A 21752-nucleotide genomic window follows, 5' to 3' on the forward strand; every position below is an offset into this window, starting at 1 on the left:
GGACTATTTCTTATCATTGAGTTGTTAGCCATAAAAAAAGCCGCTCTTGGGAGCGGCTAAGAAACCAGGTAAATCGTATAAATCCTGCAGGGCCGCCTGTGCGGTCAGAAATGCCGGTCGCCTGCTTCGCGTTTGCCCAGCATCACCGCACCAACCATAGCCACCAGGAACAGAACAGAAGCCAGTTCGAAAGGCAGGATGTAATCATTGTATAGCAACCGCCCCAGGTTTTCTACCAATCCCGTTTTTGAATCAAAAGACATCTGATTAACCGTTGGAATCTGAGCGCTCTTAGCCCGGAAAATGGTAATCAGCATAACCATCAGCAATCCACCGACGATTACCGAAGCCATTTTTGTCAGATTGGTTTTCGACTCTTCATCCTCCTTCCGAAGGTTCAGAAACATGATCGTAAACAGGAACAAAACCATGATCGCACCCGCATAAACGATGATGTTGACAGCCGCCAGAAACTGGGCGTTCAGCAATACATAGTGGCCCGACAGGCAGAAGAACGTAGCAATCAGCGCCAATACACTATAGATAGGGTTTCGGGCCGTAACAACGCCAATAGCGCTAAAAAGTGTAATGGCAGTTAAGGCCAGAAACAGATAGCCGGTGGGCGTGAGATTTTTAAAGAAGTCTAAAGTTTCAGTCATAATTAGAAATCATTAATGGTCATTTGGTAGTCATTGAGGTCATTTATTGGAACGTGGTTATTGACAATCAATGACAACCGAATGACGATAGATGACTACTGAAGGCTAAAGTTACTAGGTGGCGGCCCGGGTTAAACTGGGTTCGGTTGGTGTTGCTTTTACTTCCGAATTGTTCACCCGGATATAGCGATCATCCATTTTTTCAACCAGCCGATCCTTGCCATAGATAACTTCATCCCGTTCCTGGAAAACAGGTACCATACGGTCGTGACGAAGGTAAACGGCCTGTTTAGGACACGCTTCTTCACATAATCCGCAGAAGATGCAGCGCAGCATATTGATTTCATATACGGCAGCATATTTTTCTTCACGGTACAGATTTTCTTCCCCTTTTTTGCGCTCGGCGGCTACCATCGAGATCGCTTCGGCCGGACAGGCTACGGCACAAAGACCACAGGCTGTACAGCGCTCACGGCCTTGTTCATCGCGCTTCAGTACGTGATGGCCACGATAAATAGGCCCCAGATAGCGCTTCACTTCCGGGTACTGGATCGTGACCTTTTTGCGGAAAAAGTGGCGAAGGGTAATCGCCAACCCACCCACAACGGCGGGTAAGTACATTTTCTCCGCCAGGGTCATCTCTTTATTACTGACCTGTTTAGAGCGATTTGTTAACTGCATGCTTTTCAGTTTTCGGGTTTTGGATCACGGTGTGTTGTTTAACAGCCCCTGATTCAAAAACAAATTAACTTACACGGTTCCCTGTGCAATGGTTTCACGCTTCGGCGCCCGACTTGTTGACATGATTGCCAATACAATCATAACAATAGCGATTAACCAGGTTGCGTATTTAAAATCGTATAGCAATCCTGCACCAGTAATAACAACGTTGAGGATTGATAGTGGAATAAAGGTTTTCCAGCCTAAGTTCATCAACTGATCGTAGCGGAAACGAGGTAATGTCCACCGAACCCACATGAAAAAGAAAATGAAGAAGAAAATCTTGGCGAAGAAAACAACAAAACAAATAAGCGTGGCGATGTTGTGGCCAGTTACGGCACCCAGTGAATTTTCCAGGGCTTCATTGACCAGACTCATAAAGGGATAGTGGAATCCGCCAAAGTAAAGTGCTGAGATAAATGCCGACGAAACGAACATATTGATATACTCCGCAAACAGGTAGAATCCCAGTTTCATGGAGCTATACTCGGTATGATACCCACCTACCAGTTCAGTTTCGCACTCGGGCAAATCGAACGGGGTTCGGTTACACTCAGCAAAGGCGCAGGTCAGGAAAATAACGAAGCCGAGTGGCTGAGTGAAAATGTTCCATTCGAAAAATGTAGCCTGTTCGTTGATGATGGCCCGAAGCGATAGTGAGCCCGTCATCATAAGAATAGTAATCAGCGATAAACCAAGGGCAATTTCGTAGCTGATGTTCTGCGAAGCTGCCCGGATAGCGCCCAGCAACGAGAATTTGTTGTTCGACGCCCAGCCACCGACCATAATGCCATACACCCCCAGCGATACTACGCCGAAAATGTATAAAACGCCAATGTTGATTTCGATTCCCTGAACGGGTATCTCGTAATTGATCTTATCCCAGGCAAACCGAATACTGTCGCTAAATGGAATTACAGCACTTGACATCAGCGCGGTAAGCATAGCCAGACAGGGACCAAGAATAAATAACCACTTGCTGGCCTGAGATGGGATAAAATCTTCTTTGAAGAACATTTTACCGGCGTCGGCGATGGGTTGCAATAGGCCCCAGGGGCCTGCACGGTTTGGGCCGATACGATCTTGAAGGAATGCGGCTACCTTCCGCTCAGCATAGGTAGAATAAGTCGCAATCAGGAGCGTTATCCCGAAAATAACCAGGATAATCAGGCCCTTTACGATTAATACGGGTAATTCCATTTTTTTCTGTTTTCTGTTTACCGTCTTCTGTTTACATCAGCGTTGCTTTTGTCAACTACAGACAGAAGACGATAAACGTTTTTAACTGATTAAGGTTCTGGTTCCAGCGCTGATGGGAGTACTTTTGCAAATCGCTCAGGTGGTAATTGCTGAATATTGAGTTGCGATGTATCACGCTCATCATGGATTGACTTGTACTCGGCCGCTGCCAATCGTTGACCGAAGGATGGTTTTATTTCATCACGTCGGTATTTATTAGCCGAGATAACCGAACTCCGCGAAATTTTCGTAGGCCCTTCAATGGTCCAGTCGCTGGTTTTCTTCTTATCGAAGCGGCAGGTATTGCAGATGAATTCAGTTACCTCGTTCCACTCGTTTTTCCGGGCTGTTACCCGAATCACATCCTCTCCCCGATACCAGAGCGTTACCTTTCCTGAGCAGGTTGGACAATCACGGTGTGCATCAACTGGTTTAGTGAACCAAACGCGGTTTTTGAATCGGTAGGTTTTATCGGTCAATGCACCAACTGGGCAAACATCAATTACATTTCCTGAGAAATCGTTATCGATGGCTTTTTCAATGTAGGTACTAATTTCGGCAGCATCGCCACGACCCATTACACCATGCACCCGTTTGTTCGTAATCTGATCGGCCGTAAACACGCAACGGTAGCAAAGGATGCAGCGTGTCATGTGTAACTGGATGTACGGACCAATATCACGCTTCTCAAAAGTCCGCCGATCTTCTTCATACCGGGTGGTCTCACGGCCATGATCAAACGCAAAATTTTGCAAATCACACTCACCAGCCTGGTCACATACGGGGCAATCGAGTGGGTGATTCAGCAACAAAAACTCAACAACCCCTTTGCGGGCTTCTACTACCTGCGGGCTGGTTTCATTTTCGACTATCATGCCATCCTGCACGGTTGTCAGGCAGGAGGCAACCAGTTTAGGCATGGGACGAGGGTCTTTGGCCGACCCGGCCGCTACCCGAACCAGACATGCCCGGCACTTGCCACCACTGCCTTTCAGGGGCTGATAGTAGCACATAGCCGGTGGAGCTACTGCCGGACCAATTTTACGAGCAGCCTGCAAAATGGTAGTGCCTGGCTCTACTTCGACCTCAATCCCGTCTATTGTGACTTTCAGTAATTGCGGCTTTATTTCCTGTTCAGCCATAATCGTTTGCTAAGTTGACAAATCTACCACATTCGATGCGGTATTAAATATGCTTAAAAATCTGATAGCCACTTATTTCTTTCTGGAGCACATAATCTTTTGGATTGAATGTATACTCAAAAGCGAAATAATAAAGTGGTTGCTTTTTAGGCGCAATAATAAATTTAATAGAACCTTGCTTTACCAGCTTTTCGAACTGGCTAAAATCGTGTTTTTTGCCAATATACAGAAACCGGATAATGTCATCGGTATAGGCCAACTGGTGCCGAAACAGCATTTGCTGAAGCAGCCATCCACGGTAATTATCACCCATGAGCGCTACCACATAATCCTGTTTGCCTAGTTGAGGCTCAACAAACGATTTTACGAGCATTTCATCCCGATACTGCCGGGCATAATACCCATAGTCCGTATTCAGATGATTGTCTAGCTGTTGGCTGGCAAAATAGAGCATTGTCATGCAGAGCATTGCCGGAAACAGATAGCGACCTAAGCTGCCCGTATGCGGGAGCTTTATTTCACCACAAAAATACCAAAATATTATGAGTAAGCCTGTATACGCGAACTCATGATAATAGCCCACAGCAGCACCATGTTTAAAAGCGGTTACTGTAGCGAACCCAAAAAAGAACATTGCTGCCAGGCTAAGAAACTGTTGCCGAACATACAGGCTCGTAAACAGCCATTTAAGACTGATAAGCCATGTCACTGCAATCAGAAGACTGGCTGCCGGAATCAGGTAGCGAAACGTGTACCCATAAAACCAGCCCGGTGAAAGCGGTAAGGTGACACTGATGAACAGATTCTGAAAGAAAATGCCCATATGCCCTTCATCGCACAGCAATGTCAGGACCAGGAATAGCGCTGCCATGATCCCTATTGTACGAATCAGAACGCGCCACTGAGCCATAATGAAGAGAAACCCCAGGATTACGGCGATGTGTATCATACCACTTTGCTTCACGAAAAAAGCAATAACGGCGAGCAACGCTGCACTTATCCAATACCCATTCCAGATCGTTGGCCTCTTAAGTCCTTCCAGCGCGCAATAGAGCAAACCTGTTGTGCAAAGAAAGAGTAAGCTATCGACTCGGGAATTTGTCAAATGCCAATGTTGTAAAACACCAAAGACGAGACAGCAAAGGACTATATTCTGTAACAGCTGAAGTCTCAATTGGCGCATACCCGTGGCAAAAACCGCCAGCATCGACACCATCACCAGCGCAAATGATACCATTCGACTCAATAACTGAATTCGAAATACCTGCGTCGGGTCCCAGCCGATTAGCTTGTAAAGGGTTCCGACGAGCCGATAATAAAGGGGGGCGTATTGGGTAACCCAGAAAGGCGGAACTTCCGGGTTATAATACAAAGGGCGACCGTCGGCCACTAACTGAATGCCATACGTTGTACTCCGTTCTGAACCCGAAATATCGGGCAAATAGCTCGTAGCGAATTTTACCTTCACAAAAAAGATAACAACCGTACAGACCAGACAAAAAATCAGCGTAAGTAACCAGGTCTGGGCTTTCAGAAGGTTATATACGCTGACTAGAAAAAGCGGCATAATGACAGAGTAATGTGGATTGCATTAAATCAGAGCCATCTCACCCCGATATACGGCACCTGGCTGGGTTGCTTCGGAGGGGTGGTCGATATGCCACTGAAATTCGTCGCGGAAATGCCGGATCGCACTGGCTACTGGCCAGGCAGCAGCATCGCCAAGCGGACAAATCGTATTTCCTTCAATCTTTTTAGCCACATCGACCAGCAGATCAATGTCCTGTTGATGACCGTGACCGTATTCGATGCGATGCAGTACTTTTTCCATCCAGCCTGTTCCTTCCCGACAGGGGCTGCACTGGCCACAGGATTCGTGGTGATAGAACCGGGAGAAGTTCCACGTATTCCGAACAATACAGGACGTTTCGTCAAACACGATGAAACCACCTGATCCAAGCATGGTTCCTGTAGCAAACCCGCCGTCCGACAGGGACTCGTAGGACATTAAGCGTTTCTCGCCGTTGGCCAGCGTCAAGGCCAGGTTGGCTGGCAAAATGGGTACTGATGAGCCTCCTGCTACTAAGGCTTTGAATTTATGCCCCGGCCGGATACCGCCACACCATTCATCGGCAAAGATGAAATCTTCGACAGGGACTCCCAGTTCGATTTCGTAAACACCCGGTTTATTGATGTGCCCCGATGCCGAAATCAACTTTGTTCCCGTACTACGGCCAATGCCGATGGCTGCATAGGCATCCCCACCGTTGTTAACGATCCAGGAGGTAGTGGCGATGGATTCTACATTGTTAACCACCGTTGGGCACTGATAAAGGCCTTTAACAGCGGGGAACGGCGGTTTATTCCGAGGATTGCCTCGTTTACCTTCCAGCGATTCGAGCAAGGCCGTTTCTTCACCACAAATGTAGGCACCGCCCCCGGGCTGAACAACCAACTCAAGATCGTAGCCACTACCCAGAATGTTTTTGCCCAGGAAGCCTTTGGCTTTGGCTTCGGCAATAGCTTTTTCGAGGATATGGATGACGTACATCAATTCGCCCCGTACGTAGATGAATGACTTATTAGCCCCCAAAGCGTACGACGAAATAATCATGCCCTCAATGAGTAAATGAGGGATGTTCTTCATCAAGTAGTGATCTTTAAAGGTGCCCGGCTCCGATTCATCGGCATTACAGACTAGATAGCGGGGAACTCCTTCGGGCTTAGCCAGGAAGCTCCATTTCATGCCCATCGGGAAGCCTGCGCCACCCCGGCCACGAACACCTGCTTTTTTTACCTCTTCAACAATGGCATCGGGTGTCATGGTTTTGAGGGCCTTTTCAACAGCCGTATACCCGCCCTGTTTCCGATAAACATCGAACGTCTCGATGCCTGGGACGTTAATATGCTCGGTTAATATTTTAGTTGCCATGAGTGGATTATTTCGACAGTTCGTCAATGATTTCGTCTACACGCTCGTTGGTCAGGTTCATGTAGTATTTTTCCCGAATCTGGAAAACGGGACCCATTCCGCAGGCGGCCAAACACTCCACTTCTTTCAGCGTGAACCGGCCATCGACCGTTGTTTGCCCTGCATCAATGCCCAGGCGCGTTTTCAGATGTGCATACACTTCTTCCCCGCCCATCAGGCAGCAAGGGCCTGTTCGGCAGTATTCGATGACGTGCTTACCGACCGGGTTAAGGTGAAACATGGTGTAAAACGTAGCCACTTCATATACCTCGATCGGCTGGAGGTCGAGCATACGGGCCACGTAGTCCATCCCTTCAACACTTGTCCACCCTTCCTGTTCCTGTAACAGATGCAATAGTGGAAGTAAAGCGGATTTCTGTTTACCTTCCGGGTAACGGGAAATTATTTCCTTCGCCCGTTCCAGACGGTCGGGCGTAAATTGTATAGCAGAATGGTTTGTTTCTGTTGTCATACATTTAATAGGCAAAAACCATTGTTTCGGCTTCTGAATTCGCAGTTGGAATAGGATGCCCTTCTAGTTCTAAACCTTCTATATGAAATTGAATTCCTTCATAAATCAAGCGTTCGACTTCCTCTTTGGTCGGCGCAGTGGCTACACAGCCAGGTAAATCCGGCACATAAGCTCCATACCCGGATGGCGTCTTTTCAAATATGACCAAATACTTTTTCATCGATCAATCTGAGCCTGTTTATAAATACTATTTAGCGTTCCAACAGGAACATCGTCGTTTAAGCTATGATAAGCGATGGTTACTAGGCCCGTTTTTGTTTTATGCTTAAATTGACGATGACTTCCTCGATGCCTGACCTGATACCAGCCATCGTCCTCAATTATACGCACAACTTCGCGGAACTTTATGGCCATACCTAGGCGTCTAACTCCCCGGCAATCACGTTCATACTACTCATGATCACAATGGCATCGGATAGAGTCAGCCCTTTACACATTTCCGGATAAGCCTGGTAATAGATAAAACAGGGCCGACGGAAGTGCAGACGATACGGAGCTCGTCCGCCATCACTGATCAGGTAAAAGCCCAACTCGCCATTGCCTCCTTCAACTGCGTGGTACACCTCACCAACTGGTGCATCGATCTCACCCATCACAATTTTGAAGTGATAGATCAGGGCTTCCATGTTTTTGTACACTTCCTGCTTCGGAGGCAGGTAGTACTGTGGAGCGTCGGCATAGTAGGAACCTTCTGGCAGGTTATTGATAGCCTGCTCGATGATTCGCAAACTCTGCCACATTTCGGCATTTCGAACCATAAAGCGGTCGTATGTATCGCCACTTTGACCGATGGGGATGTCGAATTCGAAATCCTCATACGACGAGTAGGGATTCATAACCCGAACGTCATAATCGACACCGGCGGCACGTAGGTTTGGGCCGGTAAATCCATAACTCAACGCCCGTTCGGCTGATATACCACCAACACCAATCACCCGATCCATGAAAATCCGGTTGCGGTTGAAGAGGTTTTCAAACTCGGTCAGTACTTTGCGGAAGCGTGGAATTAATTCTTTGATCTTACGGATAGCTGTAGGGGACAAGTCCCGCTCCATGCCACCGATACGCCCCATGTTCGTCGTCAACCGGGCACCGCAGACTTCTTCGTAGATTTCGTAGATGTTTTCGCGCTCCTGATAGATGTACAGGAAGCCGGTAAACGCACCCGTATCAACACCAAGAATACCGTTGCAAATGAGGTGGTCGGCCAGGCGAGCTAACTCCATCATAATGACCCGAATGTACTGAGCCCGCTTGGGTATGTCAATCCCTAGCAATTTTTCGACCGTCATATGCCAGCCCATGTTGTTAATGGGCGACGAACAGTAGTTCATCCGGTCGGTAAGGGTCGTAATCTGGTAAAAAGGGCGTCGTTCGGCAATCTTCTCGAACGCCCGGTGGATATAGCCGATGGTTTGCTCGCCCGATACGATTTTCTCTCCGTCCATTTGCAGAACGTTCTGAAAAATACCGTGTGTAGCCGGGTGAGTAGGACCGAGGTTCAATGTGGTCAATTCGTTGACGTACTGAACCGGTCCTTGTTCGGCAGGTAAGTTTTTATTAGCTATATCGAGTTCTTCAGAAACCATAATTAAAGAGCGAAAGAGTGAAAGAGCGAAAGAGTGGCTGGCGTATGGATTTTCGCTCTTTCACTCTTTCGTTCTTTCGCCATTATTTATCGTCCAAACAATGCATCTATTTTATCCTGCCGGGTGCTGTCTTCGAGTGGGTACTCTTTCCGCATTGGAAAGTAGTCCATCTCTTCCATGTTCAAAATCCGGCGTAAATCGGGATGGCCGTCGAAAATAATCCCGAACAGATCAAACGTTTCACGCTCCATCCAGTTGGCACTGGCAAACAGGCTTGTCATCGTCGGAATATGGACATCGTCGGCGGCAAGGTACACTTTTATACGTAGCCGGAAGTTATTGATTAGGCTATGTAAGTGATAGACGACGCAAAATTCCTTACCGGCCGAATCAGGGTAATGAACAGCCGTAATATCGGTCAAAAACCCGAACTGATAGGTAGAGTGCGACTTCAGAAATGAGACAAGTGGAATAATCTGCTCACGGCTGGTCGAAAACGTCAGCAGGTTATACGGGTCATCGAAGTCGGAAACGGCTTCGCCGAATTGGTTGATGATGTTCTGCGCAACTTCCTCGTTGGTCAGCATTGGCAAAAGTGAATGAGTGAAAGCAAATGAGTGAATAGGGGAGAGGGCGTCTTAGCAATTACCAGCTCATCTATTCACTCATCCTGTACTTATTGAATGCTATACGAATTCAGTAACTTCTGGTATTCTTCGGTATTTCGCCGACGGAGCGATTCGTTTTTGGCAAGCTCCTGAACCTGCAACACACCTTCCAGAATTTGCTCAGGGCGAGGTGGGCAACCAGGCACGTATACATCGACAGGGATAATCCGGTCGATACCCTGCAGGACGCTGTAGGTGTCGAAAATACCACCGCTCGACGCACAGGCACCAATGGCAATGACCCAGCGAGGCTCGGCCATTTGCAGGTAGACCTGTTTGACAACGGGGGCCATCTTTTTCGCGATAGTTCCCGCTACCAGCAGCATGTCGGCCTGCCGGGGTGAAAAACTCGGACGTTCGGCCCCAAAACGACCTAAATCGTAATGAGAAGCCATCGTCGACATAAACTCAATACCACAGCAGGAGGTGGCAAAGGGCAGTGGCCAAAGCGAATTAGCGCGGGCCAGGCCTATAATTTTATCGAATGAAGTAGCCGAAAAACCTGGTCCGTCATAACTTGCAGGGGCTTCAGCCAGCTTAATGTCAGTTGCCATGAAAAACACGATCCGCCGTTGCGGTTGTAGTTGGTTACTATAACAACGAATAAATATGCTGTAAAATTCATTTGTTGGGGCTTATTCCCACTTCAACACACCCTTGCGAATGATGTAGTAAAAGCCAGCCAGCAAGAGCCCCATAAACAGCACCATCTCAATAAAACCGGCCATGCCTAAGCCTTTAAAATTAACGGCCCAGGGATATAAAAAGATCACCTCTACATCGAACAGGACGAAGAGGATAGCAATCAGGAAATATTTGATGGAAATGGGTGTACGAGCGTCGCCCTGAACAGGAATACCACACTCAAATGGATCGTCTTTTTTCTGACTGTGGCGTTTAGGACCGATTGCGTGGGTAACGATCATCGTCGTTACGATGAATCCCAGTGCTAAACCGAGTTGAATCAGCACCGGCAAATAATCGGCCGGAACATAGGTTGCATTCATAGACGTAGGTTGCGAAGAACGGGCAAAGGTAGCGATAAAACGAATAAACTCACGTGAATAAGCTCATCGTAGCCTTTGCGTCAAATATACATCAAATATACGATACACGACTTGTTTAATCAATTACCGATTGCTTTGATCAATTGGATAAAAAGCCAAAAGCCTTTTCGAACAGAAAAGGCTTTTGCAAAATGACTACTGATTTGGTTTATCGATTGATGATGACGCGTTTGGATAGGTCGAACCCGTTCGAATGAACGCGAATGAGATAAACTCCCTGTGCCAGTCCTGATAAATCGACTACCTTCCGTTGGTCAAGTAGTGGAATCTGGCTTGAATAGATTTTTTGACCCGTTAACGTAAATACGTCAATATCGGCATTTTTTAAATCTTCCAGGGTTTCAATAGCTACTGTCCCATCAACTGACGGATTAGGGTAAATAACCAGTCCTCCGTTAGAACGGTCGAATGTGAACGGTTTAGGCGCACTGAAGGTTGAATAACAGGTCAGATTATTCCCGTTAGCCAGTGCAAACGTAGTTTTTGTTCGCGCTGAATAATTGGCCGATACCACTACTTTAATTACGGCATCGTTTTTAGGAAGCACTTCTGTATTGTTACGTCGCCAATCGAATAAATCAGGTTGCCCGCCGGTAGGTGTAGGTAGTACCGCCTGTAAGCTGTAAGGGCCTACTTGCTCAATACTCGGTACAGGGACTTTGGGCCGAACCGTTAGATTGATACTCGCTGTCTGGCTGGACTTACAGCCGTATACACTCTGTGCCTGTAACGTGTAGGTTCCGGCTTTACTCAGTGTAATGGTTTTACCAATCGATGTTGTGCCGCTTGCACTCCATATACCTGTGCTGTTGGCACTCGTATTCGCAAGAAAGACTGCCGACGAATCAGCACAGATTTGTTGTTGTGTATCAACTACTTTTCCAGGCTGGCTAGCCAGAGAAATAGTGGGTGCTGATGGCTGAATAGGACTTTGTACGTCAAGAATTGGCGATAAATAGGTTCGTCCACCTCCATCTTTCAATGTAGCCTGATAAGTGCCCGGCTGACTAACGGTAATACTTTGTGTCGTCTGCCCTGTATTCCAGGTATACGATTTATAAGCGTTTGGCAAGGTGAGTGTTAAAGCGTTGCCCGAAGTGCCACAGGTGACATTAATAGCTGGTTGGAGCAGTGGAGGCAGCGGTAGTGAACTTGCAAAAAAGGCGGTGTTTAGGCTTTCGTACCAGGCTTGACCCAGATCAATAAGCCCTTTGTCGCCTGGATTATTAGTTGTACGGTTCCCGAAGTGAACGTCGTCGAAGCGGGGAATCTGGATATTATCCGTAAAAGGGCCTGCAAATACGTTATTGGCGTAGGTGTTGATCACATCGTTTTGAGCCTGGATAACATCCTGGCTTACCGAATTGTTGCTGTACGACGACCGGGCCAGAACCCAGGCTGGATAATTCTGGATGTCGGCACGGGTCTTATTGACCAGATACTGCATGGCAGTAGCATACTCTTTACGAGGAGTATGTAATGGGAAGTTGTCGAATTCACCCTGCTGCCACAATACGGCACGTAGGCCAAGCAGTGAGCTATAATAGCGTAAGGATACAAGCAAATTGCCATAGGGCATGCCTACTGGAAAGTTTTCATCAGGCGTACCTAGGGCAAATATCTGTTTAGTGATTTTGCCATCGGCACTTTCGGTCCAGTTTTGAATCGTCGTTGCTTCCCAGGCCGTATTGATAAAGAGTACCGGAACATTATACTGCTTCACCAACAGATCGCCAAGATAGCCCCAGCACCAGGCACTCTGACCTCGAGGGCCGATAATGGCCGTTGCTGTTAATTGCTGGAAGGCGGGGGCTGGTGGATCAGCGAGTGAATTTTTGGCGATATTATCGTACGCCAGGCAATTGACCCGGTCATCATTGGCGGCCGTTGCGCCATAATTTAAGCCAGCCCTTGTGATGAAACCTTGTGCGTTGGACTGTCCCGTTATAATGAATACTTCGCCAACTCCTATTTTCCGAACAACATCACTGCCTATTACATTGCCACCGGCAAATGCCTGAACTTCCAGCCGATACCAGCCACCTTTTGCTTTTAAAGAACCCTGGAAAATACCACCCTGTGGATTCTTTTGTATAGTAACCCAGTTCGTACCTAATCCTTGCCCAGCCACCTCTTCCTGAACGCGAGCCTGAACACTGTCGACGGGCTGGTATATACTTCCTGAAAGATAAAACGTACAGGTGTTATCATTCGCACGTTGGAAAATAGCCCGCGTAACCGGATAAGTAATTTTTATGATAGAGTTGGTACTTTGAGCGGATACCCACGTACTCATCCACGTAAGGCAACATACTAAACCATGTACTAATAAATAACGATTGCTCATTTTATCTTTCAATAACTTGTATACTGTTACTGCATAAAATAATCAGTAACAAAAAGACATGCAAAAATCAGACCGCTCTAGATACCAGTCTCCGAATAACTGGATCAGTGCGATTTCCCAATAAAATGCAAAATTAAGGTTAGCAACTATGATTAAACGGTTAAAACCAAATTAATATTACAATCCGAGGATTATTCGCTTTGAAACGTCGAAACCCGGCGATTGAACCCGAAGAATATAAGAACCCGACGGCATTGCTGTTAAAGTGAGTTGTTTTCGATCATCAAACGTTGGTACCGCTGTCTTCAATACTACCTGCCCCGTGAGCGTGTAAATGGTAAGCGTAGCATTCGTTAGGTTCTCTTTTGTTTCAATCGTTAAGATTTTGTCAGGATTTGGATTTGGGTACACACTTAATCCTTTGTCATTCGGGTCAATCGTAAAGGTTAGTGGGGCCGATGGCTGGGAGAAGCAGGTCAGCGTTCCAGAATAAACGATCGATGCACGAGCAGTGTACGTGCCTGATTCACTCGCTTTTATGCTGGAGGTCTGTACGGCCAGAGAGTCGTTGTCACGACGCCAGCGAAATATGGTGCCATTTGTTGAACTGATGGCTTGTAATGTATATGTACCAGCTACATTGATTGTTGGGGCTGGAGGCAAAGGTCTTAATTCAACAGTTGTTGAGCCTGCCTGGGCTGACACACAGCCATTCACATCCCGAATTTTAGCTGAATAAGTCCCCTCAGTAGTTCGGGTAATGCTCTGCGTCGAATCGCCCGTGCTCCAGAAAACCGTATACTGTCCATCTACGCGTAAGGTAACTTTATCTCCCTCGCATATGGTCGATGATGGGTTGGCTACAATGGTTGGAGTAGCTGGCAGTGGGTTTACTTTTACAGGAATAACCGATGAGTAGGGCGACAGACAATTATTTTCGTCCCGGGCCTGTACAGCATAATTGCCAGACGTGGTGACCACAATTGATTTATCCGTTTGGCCACTCGACCAGACTACGCCTACGGCACTGGCCGCGTTTAGAGTAACCCGGTTTCCTTCGCAAAAGGTTGTTATACCCGCAGCCGACACAGTAGGTGTTTGGGGCAATGGATTTACTTTAATAATCACTTGGTCAGACTCCTCGGACGTACAGCCAAACTCGTTGCGGGTACGAACCGCAAAGTTGCCCGACTGGTTCAGGGTGATGCTCTGTGAGGTCTGACCACTGGTCCACTGGTAGGCTACGTTCTGGGGAGCTGTTAGGGTTACGTTACGATCCGCACAAAAAATAGTCGGTCCATTGGCCGAAATAACGGGCTTGGCTGGTACAGGGTTTGCCGTGACAACGATGGTATTCGATTGGGCAGATGTACAGCCGTTTTGATCAGTAACTGTCAGAAAGTAGAAGCCAGACGATCCAATAGTGGCTACTTTACCATTTTGACCGTCGCTCCAGTTATACTGTACGTTATCACTACTGGCACGGAGCGTTGTATTATCTCCCTGGCAGAAGGTCGTTGACTTTTCGTTGGTGATTGTTGGCGTGGCAGGTAATGGATTAACTGTCACATTGAGGGTATTTGAGGTAAAGTCACAACCACTTATATCTCGGTAACGTACAAAATAGATACCCGCTGTAGTCGTAGAAAATCCTCGGGAGGTACTTACCGTGGTATTATTTTGCTGATTGATCCAGGTAACATTATCATAGTTACTTGTTAGGGAAAGGCTACTGCCTATACATACCGAAGGAGGACGATTGCCAACGACCAAGGCAACAGGGGCATCAGAGACTCTGATTTGGCCCGTATAAAATGTGTTACCTTTCGAATCTTTAACTTTAGCCCGGTAAGTTCCAGCTCCTTTTGTGATTGAACTCCCCGACTCACCCGATTCCCATTGTACGGTTGGATAGTTTCCGGCAACCGTCAATTTCAGGTTATTGCTGCCAGCACATTCTACACTGACGGTTGGTGCCAAAGCAGGGCTAATTGGCGTTGAGGTTTGAAAAAAGGCATCGGTTAAGCTGCCATTCCAGGCGCCAGCAACCTCAACAAGGCCGTTATAATCGAAGTGAACGCCGTCGGGATCATTTAAAGGCGGTCGTGTACGCGGTACTTGGATACCGTCGGTATTAGGGCCTGCAAATACATTAGATACGGTACTTATGACCTGGTTCTGCCCAGCAATGATTTGTTGGTCTGTACCCCCTATAAAATCACCGTAGCTAGCTCTGGCAACCATCCAGGACATGTTCTGACCATAATCCTGACGAGCCTGATTAATCACAAACTGTAAGTCGTTGGCGTAGGAGTTTGCGCTGGTATTGATCAAATTATCTGCTTCGCCCTGATGCCATAGTACAGCACGCACACCCAGCATGTTGGCGTAATACTGGAGAGCCAGTTTTAAGTTGATATAAGGTTGGCGTGGACTATAGGGGGCTCCGCTGTACACGCTGTAAGCTACTCCTCCTTCGGGTGCACTTTCCCGCCAGTTCCGAACAGCCGTTCCTGTGAAAGCGCCGTTGAAGAACATGATAGGAACGTTGAGTCGCTTTACCAATAGATCGCCTAACAAGCCCCAGCACCAACTTCCTACCCCTCGAGGTGCAATCGAAAATCCGTCCGTATTGTCCAGCATGGAAAAAACGGGAGTTGGAGGGTCATTTGGAAAGCCGTCTCCTGGATACTGGTAATTTACACAATTTACCCGGTCATTTTGAGGGTTTGGCGCACTTTGATGAACGCCCTGTGCATTGGATTGCCCCGCTACGACAAATACCTCGCCAATACCTACTCGCTCAATGGTGGTTACATTCCCAACCTGCTGGTCATTATTCATACCACGCACCTCAAGATTATACCAACCGCCTTTTCCTTTCAAATCGCCTGCAAAGACGCCCCCTGTAGGATTATTCTGAATAGCAGCCCAATCAGTTGACGTACCCTGACCGTCGCGTGCTTGTATACGAGCTTCTATGCGGGTTACTGCTGATGTATAATAGCCTGTAATTCGAAAAGTTGCTTCATTTGACTGATTACGTTGAAAAACAGCCCGGCTCACGGGGAAAGACACCTGAATCTGTGCTGTTGCCAGAAAAGATAAGAGTAAACAGACTGTTGTACCGAGCGTCCTGAAAAAATGGTTCATAATCATTGAAAATGCGACCAGTCAAGGCGTATGCGCTGACTTTTTCCCCATCTACGTGCTTGGGTCAACGGCCGTCAGATTTTGCCAGATGATATCTTTTAACTCCTCAAGCCCACGTTGGCTTACCGATGAAATAAATGCGACTGGTACTTTCTTAGGTAAATACTCCTTTAAACCCGCTAACGTGTCATCATCGACTAAATCCATTTTAGTAATGGCGAGCAGGCGTGTTTTATCCATCAATTCTGGATTGAACTCGCGCAGTTCATGGAGCAGCGTATTATATTCTTTCCGTATATCGTCAGAGGTAGCCGGAATGAGAAACAATAAGACTGAGTTCCGTTCGATATGGCGTAAAAATCGTAGACCAAGCCCCTTGCCCTGTGAAGCACCTTCAATAATCCCTGGAATGTCGGCCATAACGAATGACTTGAAGTCTCGATAAGCTACGACTCCCAGATTGGGTACGAGGGTTGTAAAGGGATAGTCGGCAATTTCGGGGCGTGCTGCAGACAAGACCGATAATAAAGTGGATTTTCCAGCATTCGGGAATCCAACCAGACCGACATCGGCCAATAATTTCAATTCCAGGATAACCCATTCATCCATACCCGGCTCACCCGGTTGAGCGTAGTAGGGTGCCTGCTGAGTCGATGTTTTATAATGATCATTTCCCAGGCCGCCACGGCCGCCCGGAAACAAAATAATCTCCTGTTGATCTTCAGTGATTTCCGCCAGTTGTTCTCCTGAATCAGGATTTCGGGCAATAGTACCCAGGGGTACTTCTAGGATGACATCTTCTCCCTGTGCTCCACTTCGTCGGCCACCTTCACCCGCTACCCCGTTGCCTGCTTTAACATGCTTCCGGTATTTCAGGTGCAGCAACGTCCAGAGTTGTGCATTACCACGTAAAATAATATGCCCTCCTCGTCCACCATCTCCACCATCAGGTCCGCCTTTGGGGGTGTGCTTTTCCCGACGAAAGTGGACTGATCCCGCTCCGCCAGCACCTGACCGACAATTTATTTTAACGTAATCAATAAAATTTGACGAAGCCATAAATCTTTCTACCGCACAACCGACTCTTCAATTTTTTGACAGATAGTTTGAAAAATATCTTCAATACTACCGATGCCGTCGATGGCTACGTATTTTTCCTGTTGATTATAATAGTCAGCCACGGGAGCTGTTTTGTCGTTATACTCTTTAACACGCCGACGAATCAGCTCTTCGTTCTGGTCGTCGGGGCGGCCCGAAGTTTGCCCGCGTAATAAAAGGCGTCGGGTCAATTCTTCACTGTCAACAACCAGGGCAACCATGACCGTGATCCGGGTTTGATGCTGATCTAGCAGTTGATCAAGGGCAATGGCCTGGTTGACAGTTCGTGGAAACCCATCGAAAATAAACCCAGGAGCCGCTTGATTTTCCTGCAATTTACTCTCAATCATCCCAATTACGACTTCATCGGGAACCAATAAGCCGTTATCCATTAATTGTTTGGCTCTGAGGCCAAGCTCGGTACCCGCAGCAATTTGCGATCGTAGCAAATCGCCTGTAGACAAGTGAACCAGATTGTATTTTTGAATTAACTTTTCGCTTTGGGTACCTTTCCCTGCTCCCGGCGGGCCAAACAGTACAAGATTAAGCATACGGCTTCTTAAAGGGGTGTCGTTTTTAGACAAAAAAATTGCGCCCGCAAAGTTACAATAGCCCCGGAAAAATAATAGCGATATTCCTTGATAGTCATGCTTTTCTACTAGCAAAATAAAAAAGCGCAGGTTTCAAACCTACGCTTTTTTATTGTATTCTCTAAAATCTGCTTATTTACCGGCAACTTTCTTCTTCACAGGAGCAGCTTTTGGAGCAGCCTTTGCTGGTGCTGCGGGCGCTGCTGGTTTCGGATCTTCAAGTGCTTTTTTCACGCTTTCATCGTTCGGATCAAGCTCAAGCACTTTATTGAAATATTCTTTGGCTTTCCCATCATCCTTTTTCAGTAAGCTAAACCCTGCCAGCGACTTATATGAAGTAATCAGATAACGCTTGTAATCAGTTTTATCAGTTGAGTCAGGAGTCGTAGCCTGCTCAATGAATTTTTCGTAGAGAGGAGTTGCTAATTCAGCCCCTTTCAGCTTATCGTTTGTATAGGCATAATAGTTTGCGCCTGCACGATAGTAATAAGCCAAAGGATATTTTTTGCCGTCTGCTTCAATCTTCTGCGCCATGATTGAGAAGGCTGAATCTGCTTTCAGATAATACATTTGTTTTATCTGACGAATCTGGGCAGTATCCATTGGAGCAGCGGTACTATCGCGACCTACACGAGGAGCATATTGATAGCTTGCCAAACCTAACCACAGATAGTCATTGTTCTGAGGTTTCTTATCGGTCTGGATGGTTTTTGTGTAATAAGCGGCTGCTTTGTCATACTTTTTGTTATCGTAGAACGTCTTAGCAATTTCACGATACAGATTCTCCGTTGTGTCCATCGGAGCAGCTTTCTCCAAATTTACAATAGCCAACGAATCACCTTCTGGGGTATTTGTCTGATTGTATGCACGACCAAGGAATTTGTAATCATCAGCCATTACCTTTTGAGGGGCGGCATTGATAAAGCGGTTCAATGATTCAATGGCTTCCTGGTTTTTTCCCAAAGCTGTGTAAGCCCAACCGTACATCCGGTCAATGATTGGGTTATTGATTTTTCCTTTCAATTGATCCAGGTAAGTGATTGCGCCCTGATAATCTTCCGCCAGAAATTTATACCGAGCTATATCCAGCAGTTGTTCGGGGTCGGTAGTACCGCTTTTCTGAACATACAGTTCATAGTTTTGAGCAGCACTCTTGTAAGCCCGTGAGTTAGCTAATGCATCGGCATAAGCCAGATAGGTTGGCGCAAACTCAGGGTCGTTCTGGATCGCCAGTTTGAAATATTCCTGAGCTTTGGTATAATTTTTACCACGCAGGTATAACCGGCCTATTTTATAGTTCGCTTCAGCCAGGTTTGGCGTAATAGTCATCGCATTTTCATACTTGGTAATCGCATTACCACCATCGTTTTTCAGGAAGTATGCATCACCAAGAAGCATTTCGATCTCCGAATTTTCGTTTTTCTTGTCCTTTTCGTCAGCAATTGTGAGTAAACGAATCGCTTCGGCCGGATTATTTTTCTTCGGATCTTCGAATAGCGTGTACATTTCGCCACCGCGAATCAGTACATTCTGGTCCTTGCTTTTCGTTGCCGCAACAGCATTGTCGATCAATGTTTTAGCAGCTGGGCCGTCGCCTTTTGAGAGCGCTACACCCGCTAAACCGATGTTGTTTAATTGATTTTTGGCATCAGCGGCAGCGCCTTTTTCAAAAGCGGCTTTCGCTTTGTCAGTTTGACCGCTTCTCAGATAGTAGTAGCCAAGGTAAAACTGATTTTCAGCGTTTGGCGAACTGCTGGCTAATTTAGTTAGCGTTTGCTCGGCTTTTGTATAACGATCAGCCTCTATGTCCTTCAACGCTGATTGGAGATCCTGCGCCACTAAAGGAGTCGTTATGGTAGCCCCAACGAACAGGATGGTCAATAGCGACTGCTTTCGGTTGTTCATCATGGATTTCAAATTGGAAATGAAAAAGGTTTGCGCTTATGCTTATAAAACAAATAGCAAAACTAAAAAATTGCGGTTAAACCAAAAAAACTAAATCACTTTGTTAAGTTAATGATTCGATCATATGGCATTCTGGGCCAAAGTCCCAATTTACGAATGATCAGTGATCCGGCATCACGAGTGATGTAATTTATCAACCCACCACCCAAACCTGGGTGCGTTTCCCGACTTAAAATATAGACAGGTCGCCGTAACGGGTAGCGTTGCATGCCTAAATCTTCCTGAAACGGTTGAAAATAATCGTCCCGTTTCGTTGGGGTGGGTTTGGGCGATACACCCATTACCCGTAAATCACGAGCCAATTCAACAGAAAGAGGTTCATCGCTATCACTTATCCAGTTGACACCGATAAAACCTAGTGCTGAAGGATTTTTACGCACGAAATCAATTACTTCACGATTCGAGTGGGTAGTGAAAATTCGTAGGCTCTTAACGTCTTTGACATTAAAAGTGTTTAATACAAACTCTAAATTGCTGGAATTATTGTTATCGAAGACTAAGGTTATTGGAGCCGACAGGTTTCCTGCTTTCAATTGAGACCATTGTTTGATTTGCCCATTGAAAATATCCTTTAATTCATTCATTGTAATCAGGCTATCGGTATTCGCCTTGTTGATAATCAGGGCTACACCATCGGTCGCAATCTTCTCCGTAGCTCCCTTGATCTTTCGTTGTTTAAGTACCGCCGACTCGTTTGGCTTTAAAGAACGTGTAGCAAAGACCAGCCGGGCACTATCTTTAAGCATCATATTGATCGCTTCCTGCTCTGGCCTGTACACTACTTTAAAGTGAGCATCAGGATAAATGCCTGAATAAGCTGAGGTCAACTGCATGACCAATGGCTGAAACGATTCATCAGCGGCAATTACAATTTCGCCCCTCGATGGGTTGTCTAACGGTTTATCCGTACTACATCCAAACAGGCTCAGCAATAGCCCAGCAAACACCCAAAATCGATTAGTCATTATTTTGAAAACGTTGGTAGGCCCGATATGCCCGAAAAGCTCCATAAATAATCAGCAAGGCACCCATACTATATCGCAGTAATCCGGGCTCTGGCAACATGCCAAAAGATTGAGAGGAGGCTATCAGTGCGATGCCTCCTCCCAAATATGCCAGCGAAGCCAGCGCTGCTATGTACAGCGTTAACTGGGCTGCACCTTTATTTTGTCTACGCATACAGACTTACTCCAGCGTGAAGTTGATCGGCAGGTTGTATTTTACCCGTACCGGACGGCCTGACTGTTTACCAGGACGCCACTTTGGCATGCTTTTTACTACACGCTGAGCCTCTTCATCCGTACCGAAACCCAGTCCTTTTAGAACTGCCACGTCCTGAATACTACCGTCCGTATTAACAACGAAGCTGACGAATACCCGACCCGATATATTTGCACGCTGAGCGGCAGCAGGGTATCGGAGCGTTTTGCTCAGGTACTGACCAAGAGCGGCCATACCACCTGGGAATTCGGGTTGCTGTTCTACCACTGTAAAGATTTCCTCTTCTTTCGGAGCGGCTTCTACAGCGACCTCTACTTTGGTGGGAGCCGCAGTAGCTTCAGGCGCTGCAATTACCTCTTCAGCATTAGGGTCACCTTCCTGCGTTTTTTCAGCGGCAACAGCCTCTTTCAGCTCTTCAACGGCTGGTGGTGGCGTTTCTTCAGGCACTTCTTCATCCGGCTTTACTTCCGGTGGAAGGAACTTCACCGTATTCACCTTTGGTAGTTCGACCGGTGGTGGTGGCGGTGGTGGTGGCTCATTTGGGTCAATGGGTGGTGGTGGGAGCTTCATCAGATCCACCTCAACCATTGCTTCTTCCTTTTTCTCCGGAGTCAGGGCACTAATAATCGTTGGAGAAAGTACGCCCAGCGTAAACAGAACACCACCAATAATGAGGGCACGTGTTACGGTTTTAGGGTACGTTTTCCGAAGATCATAAGCACCATATGCTTTGTTCCGGTGGGCAAACACGATATCATCAAGTGTTGCCTTTTGGTCTACTTCTGCCATGG

The 21752-nt window shown here is 46.8% G+C and carries 21 protein-coding genes; all 21 read right to left on the reverse strand.

What is annotated here, in order from left to right; all coding sequences use genetic code 11:
- Nucleotides 1-104: 104 nt before the first annotated feature.
- A complete protein-coding gene (locus B5M13_RS00590) occupies nt 105-659 on the reverse strand; it encodes an NADH-quinone oxidoreductase subunit J family protein (protein WP_080053818.1) in 555 nt (184 codons plus the stop codon).
- A 114-nt stretch (nt 660-773) separates the two neighbouring features.
- Nucleotides 774-1340: a NuoI/complex I 23 kDa subunit family protein gene (locus B5M13_RS00595; RefSeq protein WP_020596463.1), complete on the reverse strand. Its 567-nt coding sequence runs from the start codon at nt 1338-1340 to the stop codon at nt 774-776.
- Between the two features lie 69 nt (nt 1341-1409).
- Nucleotides 1410-2579, reverse strand: coding sequence for an NADH-quinone oxidoreductase subunit NuoH (gene nuoH, locus B5M13_RS00600; protein ID WP_080053819.1), 1170 nt, complete (start codon nt 2577-2579; stop codon nt 1410-1412).
- A gap of 89 nt (nt 2580-2668) precedes the next feature.
- Nucleotides 2669-3760 carry a 2Fe-2S iron-sulfur cluster-binding protein gene (locus B5M13_RS00605; protein ID WP_080053820.1) on the reverse strand — a complete coding sequence of 364 codons (1092 nt, stop codon included), beginning with the start codon at nt 3758-3760 and terminating at the stop codon, nt 2669-2671.
- A gap of 43 nt (nt 3761-3803) precedes the next feature.
- Nucleotides 3804-5327: a hypothetical protein gene (locus tag B5M13_RS00610; protein ID WP_080053821.1), complete on the reverse strand. Its 1524-nt coding sequence runs from the start codon at nt 5325-5327 to the stop codon at nt 3804-3806.
- Between the two features lie 24 nt (nt 5328-5351).
- Complete coding sequence (gene nuoF, locus B5M13_RS00615; protein WP_080053822.1) at nt 5352-6692, reverse strand: NADH-quinone oxidoreductase subunit NuoF; 1341 nt, start codon at nt 6690-6692, stop codon at nt 5352-5354.
- Nucleotides 6693-6699: 7 nt separating this feature from the next.
- The gene (locus tag B5M13_RS00620) at nt 6700-7203 is read right to left on the reverse strand and encodes an NADH-quinone oxidoreductase subunit NuoE family protein (protein ID WP_080053823.1); all 504 of its coding nucleotides are present in this window, start codon (nt 7201-7203) and stop codon (nt 6700-6702) included.
- A 4-nt stretch (nt 7204-7207) separates the two neighbouring features.
- Nucleotides 7208-7423, reverse strand: coding sequence for a type II toxin-antitoxin system HicB family antitoxin (locus tag B5M13_RS00625; RefSeq protein ID WP_080053824.1), 216 nt, complete (start codon nt 7421-7423; stop codon nt 7208-7210).
- On the reverse strand, nt 7420-7617 hold the full coding sequence (locus B5M13_RS00630; protein ID WP_245859645.1) for a type II toxin-antitoxin system HicA family toxin: 198 nt from the start codon (nt 7615-7617) through the stop codon (nt 7420-7422). The genes B5M13_RS00625 and B5M13_RS00630 overlap by 4 nt, the downstream gene beginning before the upstream one ends.
- 2 nt (nt 7618-7619) lie before the next feature.
- Entirely contained in the window at nt 7620-8852 is a 1233-nt protein-coding gene (nuoD, locus tag B5M13_RS00635) for an NADH dehydrogenase (quinone) subunit D (RefSeq protein WP_080053825.1), read from the reverse strand.
- An 86-nt stretch (nt 8853-8938) separates the two neighbouring features.
- A complete protein-coding gene (locus tag B5M13_RS00640) occupies nt 8939-9439 on the reverse strand; it encodes an NADH-quinone oxidoreductase subunit C (RefSeq protein WP_080053826.1) in 501 nt (166 codons plus the stop codon).
- Nucleotides 9440-9528: 89 nt separating this feature from the next.
- Complete coding sequence (locus B5M13_RS00645; RefSeq protein WP_020596472.1) at nt 9529-10074, reverse strand: NADH-quinone oxidoreductase subunit B; 546 nt, start codon at nt 10072-10074, stop codon at nt 9529-9531.
- Nucleotides 10075-10155: 81 nt separating this feature from the next.
- Nucleotides 10156-10527 (reverse strand): NADH-quinone oxidoreductase subunit A, encoded by a 372-nt coding sequence (locus B5M13_RS00650; RefSeq protein ID WP_080053827.1) that lies wholly within the window; start codon nt 10525-10527, stop codon nt 10156-10158.
- A 208-nt stretch (nt 10528-10735) separates the two neighbouring features.
- The gene (locus tag B5M13_RS00655; protein ID WP_080053828.1) at nt 10736-12883 is read right to left on the reverse strand and encodes a sialate O-acetylesterase; all 2148 of its coding nucleotides are present in this window, start codon (nt 12881-12883) and stop codon (nt 10736-10738) included.
- 228 nt (nt 12884-13111) lie between these two features.
- Nucleotides 13112-16087, reverse strand: a complete 2976-nt coding sequence (locus tag B5M13_RS00660) for a T9SS type A sorting domain-containing protein (RefSeq protein ID WP_080059742.1) — start codon at nt 16085-16087, stop codon at nt 13112-13114.
- Between the two features lie 51 nt (nt 16088-16138).
- A complete protein-coding gene (gene obgE / locus B5M13_RS00665) occupies nt 16139-17146 on the reverse strand; it encodes a GTPase ObgE (RefSeq protein WP_080053829.1) in 1008 nt (335 codons plus the stop codon).
- Between the two features lie 8 nt (nt 17147-17154).
- The gene (locus B5M13_RS00670; protein ID WP_080053830.1) at nt 17155-17736 is read right to left on the reverse strand and encodes an adenylate kinase; all 582 of its coding nucleotides are present in this window, start codon (nt 17734-17736) and stop codon (nt 17155-17157) included.
- A 171-nt stretch (nt 17737-17907) separates the two neighbouring features.
- Nucleotides 17908-19683, reverse strand: coding sequence for a tetratricopeptide repeat protein (locus tag B5M13_RS00675; RefSeq protein ID WP_080053831.1), 1776 nt, complete (start codon nt 19681-19683; stop codon nt 17908-17910).
- A gap of 92 nt (nt 19684-19775) precedes the next feature.
- Entirely contained in the window at nt 19776-20705 is a 930-nt protein-coding gene (locus B5M13_RS00680; RefSeq protein ID WP_080053832.1) for a PstS family phosphate ABC transporter substrate-binding protein, read from the reverse strand.
- The gene (locus tag B5M13_RS00685; RefSeq protein WP_080053833.1) at nt 20698-20919 is read right to left on the reverse strand and encodes a hypothetical protein; all 222 of its coding nucleotides are present in this window, start codon (nt 20917-20919) and stop codon (nt 20698-20700) included. The genes B5M13_RS00680 and B5M13_RS00685 overlap by 8 nt, the downstream gene beginning before the upstream one ends.
- Nucleotides 20920-20925: 6 nt before the next feature.
- Nucleotides 20926-21750, reverse strand: a complete 825-nt coding sequence (locus B5M13_RS00690) for an energy transducer TonB (RefSeq protein WP_080053834.1) — start codon at nt 21748-21750, stop codon at nt 20926-20928.
- Between the last annotated feature and the right edge of the window lie 2 nt (nt 21751-21752).

This window comes from Spirosoma aerolatum (assembly GCF_002056795.1).
In the GTDB taxonomy this organism is placed as follows: domain Bacteria; phylum Bacteroidota; class Bacteroidia; order Cytophagales; family Spirosomataceae; genus Spirosoma; species Spirosoma aerolatum.